The sequence below is a fragment of the Calothrix sp. UHCC 0171 genome (assembly GCF_034931845.1).
Taxonomy (GTDB): domain Bacteria; phylum Cyanobacteriota; class Cyanobacteriia; order Cyanobacteriales; family Nostocaceae; genus Brunnivagina.
Window position 1 is genome coordinate 1 of sequence record NZ_JAYGHN010000098.1, and the last position, 4,081, is coordinate 4,081.

General features: G+C 41.1%; 2 protein-coding genes and 1 pseudogene. 1 reads left to right on the forward strand and 2 read right to left on the reverse strand.

What is annotated here, in order from left to right; genetic code table 11:
* A partial coding sequence (locus VB733_RS27365; protein WP_323343191.1) for a WD40 repeat domain-containing protein occupies nt 1-1,592 on the forward strand: 1,592 nt, incomplete at its 5' end.
* Between the two features lie 29 nt (nt 1,593-1,621).
* Here VB733_RS27365 and VB733_RS27370 read toward each other — a convergent pair.
* Nucleotides 1,622-3,772 carry a peptidase domain-containing ABC transporter gene (locus VB733_RS27370; protein ID WP_323343192.1) on the reverse strand — a complete coding sequence of 717 codons (2,151 nt, stop codon included), beginning with the start codon at nt 3,770-3,772 and terminating at the stop codon, nt 1,622-1,624.
* Nucleotides 3,769-4,081 (reverse strand): annotated as a pseudogene (locus tag VB733_RS27375) (GNAT family N-acetyltransferase); the annotation flags it as partial. The gene VB733_RS27370 and the pseudogene VB733_RS27375, both read right to left, overlap by 4 nt.

Genomic DNA, 4,081 nt, shown 5'->3' on the forward strand with positions numbered 1-4,081 from the left:
TATTTTCTGTTGCTTTTAGTCCAAAGGGTGATGTTTTAGCAAGTGCCAGTGGCGATCGCACAATCAAAATATGGAATATTCATGATGGTAACTGTATCAAAACCCTGACTGGACATACAGATTGGGTGCGTTGTGTCGCTTTTAACCCAGATGGGGGTATTTTAGCCAGTAGCGGTGCAGAAGCGCAAATTAAATTATGGGATGTAAAATCGGGGAAATGTCTGCAAACCTTAACTGAACATCAAAGTTGGGTGCGTTCGATTGCATTTAGTTCAGATAATCAAACTTTAGCAAGTGGAAGTGGCGATCGCACGATTAAAACGTGGAATTATCAGACAGGGGAATGCATCAAAACCTATACGGGACATACAAACAGCGTTTATTCAGTCGCATTTAATCCAACAGGTGAGATACTAGTGAGTGGAAGTGGCGATCGCACGGTGAAAATTTGGGATTGCAAGACTCATACTTGCATTAAAACCTTGCATAAACAAACTAATGAGGTTTGTTGTGTTGCTGTCAGTCCCGATAATCAAACAATTGCTTGCGTCAGTTTAGACCAAACCATGCGATTATGGGATTACCATAGTGGACAATGTTTAAAAACTTGGCAAGGAAATACAGATTGGGCATTACCTGTAAAATATAGTCCAAATGGGCAATTTTTAGCTAGTGGAAGTAATGATAAAACGATTAAATTATGGGATTGGCAAACAGGAAATTGTTTCAGAAGTTTGCAAGGACATACAGATTTTATTTATGGAATTGCATTTAGTCCAGATGGACAAATTTTAGCTAGTGCGAGTACCGATTCTACAGTCAGATTGTGGACTGTAAATACAGGTAAATGTTTTCAACTTTTACAAGGACATACAGATTGGGTTTATGCTGTGGAATTTCATCCTAATGGTGAAATTATTGCTAGTGCAAGCGCCGATTGTACAATTAAAATCTGGGATTGGCATACAGGACAATGTTTAAATAATTTAACTGGTCATACTGATAAAATTTTAGGAATCACCTTTAGTGATGATGGTAAAATATTAGCAAGTGCTAGCGCTGACCAAACCGTGAGAATTTGGGATATAAAAACAGGTAATTGTATCAACATTTTACCTGCCCATGAAGATAGAATTTATGCAGTTATATTCAGTCCGGATGGAAAGATTTTCGCAACCTGTAGTACCGACCAAACAATTAAACTTTGGCAATCCCCAACTGGAAAGTTTTTAAAAACCTTAACCGGACATCATAACTGGGTTTTTTCAATTGCTTTTAGTCCTGATAGTAAAATCCTTGTTAGCGCTTCCCATGACCAAACTGTGAGAATTTGGGATGTAAATACAGGTGAATGTCAACATATTTGTCGGGGACATACCCATTTAGTTTCCTCCATTGCTTTTAGTCCCGATGGAAAATTTATAGCGAGTGGTTCCCAAGACCAAACCGTGAGAATTTGGGATATAAATACGGGTGAATGTACAAAAATTTTAATTGCCAAAAGGCTTTATGAAGGAATGAGAATTACTGGAGTCAAAGGATTAACAGAAGCGACCATTTTCACGCTACAATCTTTGGGTGCAGTGGGTTAACTTGAATCTCCAACAGAGGTACAGCTTAACTAACAGCTTAGGTGATACATATTAGGCAAATTAGTCGTTTGGAAATATTCAGGTTTACCATTAAATTCCAACTTTCCTTGATTGAGCATCACCAACCAATCTGCACGCAGAATAACTTGGGGACGATGGCTAATGAGAATAGTAGTTTTGCCCCGACGATGATTTAAAATTTGCTCCAGAACTTCATCTTCGGTAATGGGATCGAGATTAGCCGTAGATTCATCCAAAATCAGAATTGGTGGATTCTTTAAAAGAGCGCGTGCGATCGCAATTCGTTGTTTTTGCCCACCAGAGATGTTTGCACCCACGACTCCCAAGATGGTTTCATATTGTTGGGGAAACTGGCAAATAAATTCATCGGCTCCCGCAACTCGGCAAGCTTCTATAATTTCTTCAATAGTGGCATTGGGGACACTCAGCCGGAAGTTATCAATAATGGAACGGTGTAAAAAGAAGCTATCTTGAGGGACGAGAACCACTTGCTGACGTAAACAATCGAGGGGTAAATCAGACAAAGCGCGATCGCCTATGAAAATTTCCCCAGATTGTAGAGGATAGAGTCGGGTTAGTAACTTAGCAATGGTACTTTTACCACAACCAGATTTCCCCATAAAAGCGATCGCCTGACCACCAGGAATAGTCACCGATAAATTTTCTAGCAGTTTTAACCGACCAGGATAGTAAAAAGTCAGGTTATTGAGTTGAATGTCGGCTGTATCTGACAAGTGAACCCAGGGTTTAGCCGCATCACCTTGGTGTTCGGGGATATATTCAAACAGTTCCGCCAGTAAGCTGGTGATGGCTTTAATCTCCGTCCACTCGCTGATGAATTTAACAAATGCGATCGCAAACTGCAAAAAGCCTTCTTTCAAGCCGTAAATGGCAATTAACCTGCCAATGGTGAGGTGATCCTGAAAAACCAGCAAACTACCAAACCAAAGTAAGATCACTGTACCGGCACCTGCAATCGCTTCGGAAACTGTCTGATTGCTAACATGGATTTTCGCTGCACGTAAGTTGTATTTTGATTCTCGTTCTGAACGCTCTTGAATTTCCGACCATAGTTGCGGTGCAGCTGCCATTGTTTTCAGGGTTAATGCTCCATTAAATGCTTCAGATAATACCCCAGCATTTTCACCTGCAACGGCCAAAGAACGGTTAGTTACTTGTTTAATTTTCGGTTGAAAAGCCAAAGTTACGCAGATCATAACAATGCCTAATCCTACAGTCACTAATCCCAACTGCCAGCTATAAACAAAAATAAAACTAACAGCAACCAAGCCAATAAAGGTTTTAATTGGTAACTCAATCACCAATTGAGAAATCAGCAAATTAATCTGTTGAATATCAGCCAAACGGCGAATTGCCGTACCACTGCGACGAGCTTCATGATAGGATAAAGGCAAATGCAGCACTTGTTTACCAAAATCCAGTTTTAATTCTTTCTGCAACTTTTCTGCAAATGCAGCCACCAAATTCGATTGTGTCCAAGTCAAACCACTATTCACTAGGGTTAACCCCATCACTCCCACAGCCACCAGAGTCAGCAGTTGACTATTATTTTCTACCAAAACTTGGTCGGTGAGAAATTGCAGCAACAATGGAGTAGCTAAAGCTAACAATCCCACCCCTAAATTTAAAGGTAGCAAAATCTGTAAAATTCCCCGGTGTTGCCAGAGACGATGCAGCAAACTGGCAAATGGATTAATCGGATTTGGGTCTTCAGCTTGAGCCGCAAAACGCTGTGGTTCTGGTTCTAGCAATAACATCATATAGCCTTGCCAGTCTTTGAGGAGTTCTTGGCGGGTGAGATAGCGAATACCCATTGCCGGATCGGAAATTACGAACTTTCTCCCTTTTTGCCCATAGAACACCACAAAGTGATAACCTTTCCAATAAAGAATGGCAGGTAAAGTTAGCTCGTGCAGTTCGTCTAAAATGTCGGGGGATGCCTTAATCGCTTTCGTTTCAAATCCCAAAGCTTGTGCGCCATATTTCAACCCCAACATGGTAGTTCCCCCTTGCCGAGTGCCTACCAATTCTCGAATATAGTTAATTCTTAAAGAGCGTCCATAATGTTTGACGACAATAGCCAGACTCGCTGCTGCACAGTCTTCCCCACTATGTTGTGTTATCCAATGGTAATTCATGACAACACCTTAGTTGCACTCCAGGCATAGCGAATCTCGTCCAAATATGGTTTGAGGCGACGATGCACAAACTTCACCATTGGGGTATTGTCTATATCCACCCGAAAAGTGCCTTTGGTATGGGGAAGATTCTCTACTTGTAGTTGAATTGCTCTAGCTAATAATAAGGTACTGCGGCTCAAAGGCTGAGACTTGGGATTTACAAACATTTGGGTATAGCGGATAGTATCAGGTGCAGTGCGATGGGTAATTATCCAGCCAACTACTTGATTTTGATAGCGTAAGCCCAGACTATTAAGAGGTTCTAGC

Bases quoted from the DNA above. Each gene is read 5' to 3' on its own strand.
- VB733_RS27370 (WP_323343192.1), bottom strand. From the start codon at position 3,772: ATGAATTACCATTGGATAACACAACATAGTGGGGAAGACTGTGCAGCA.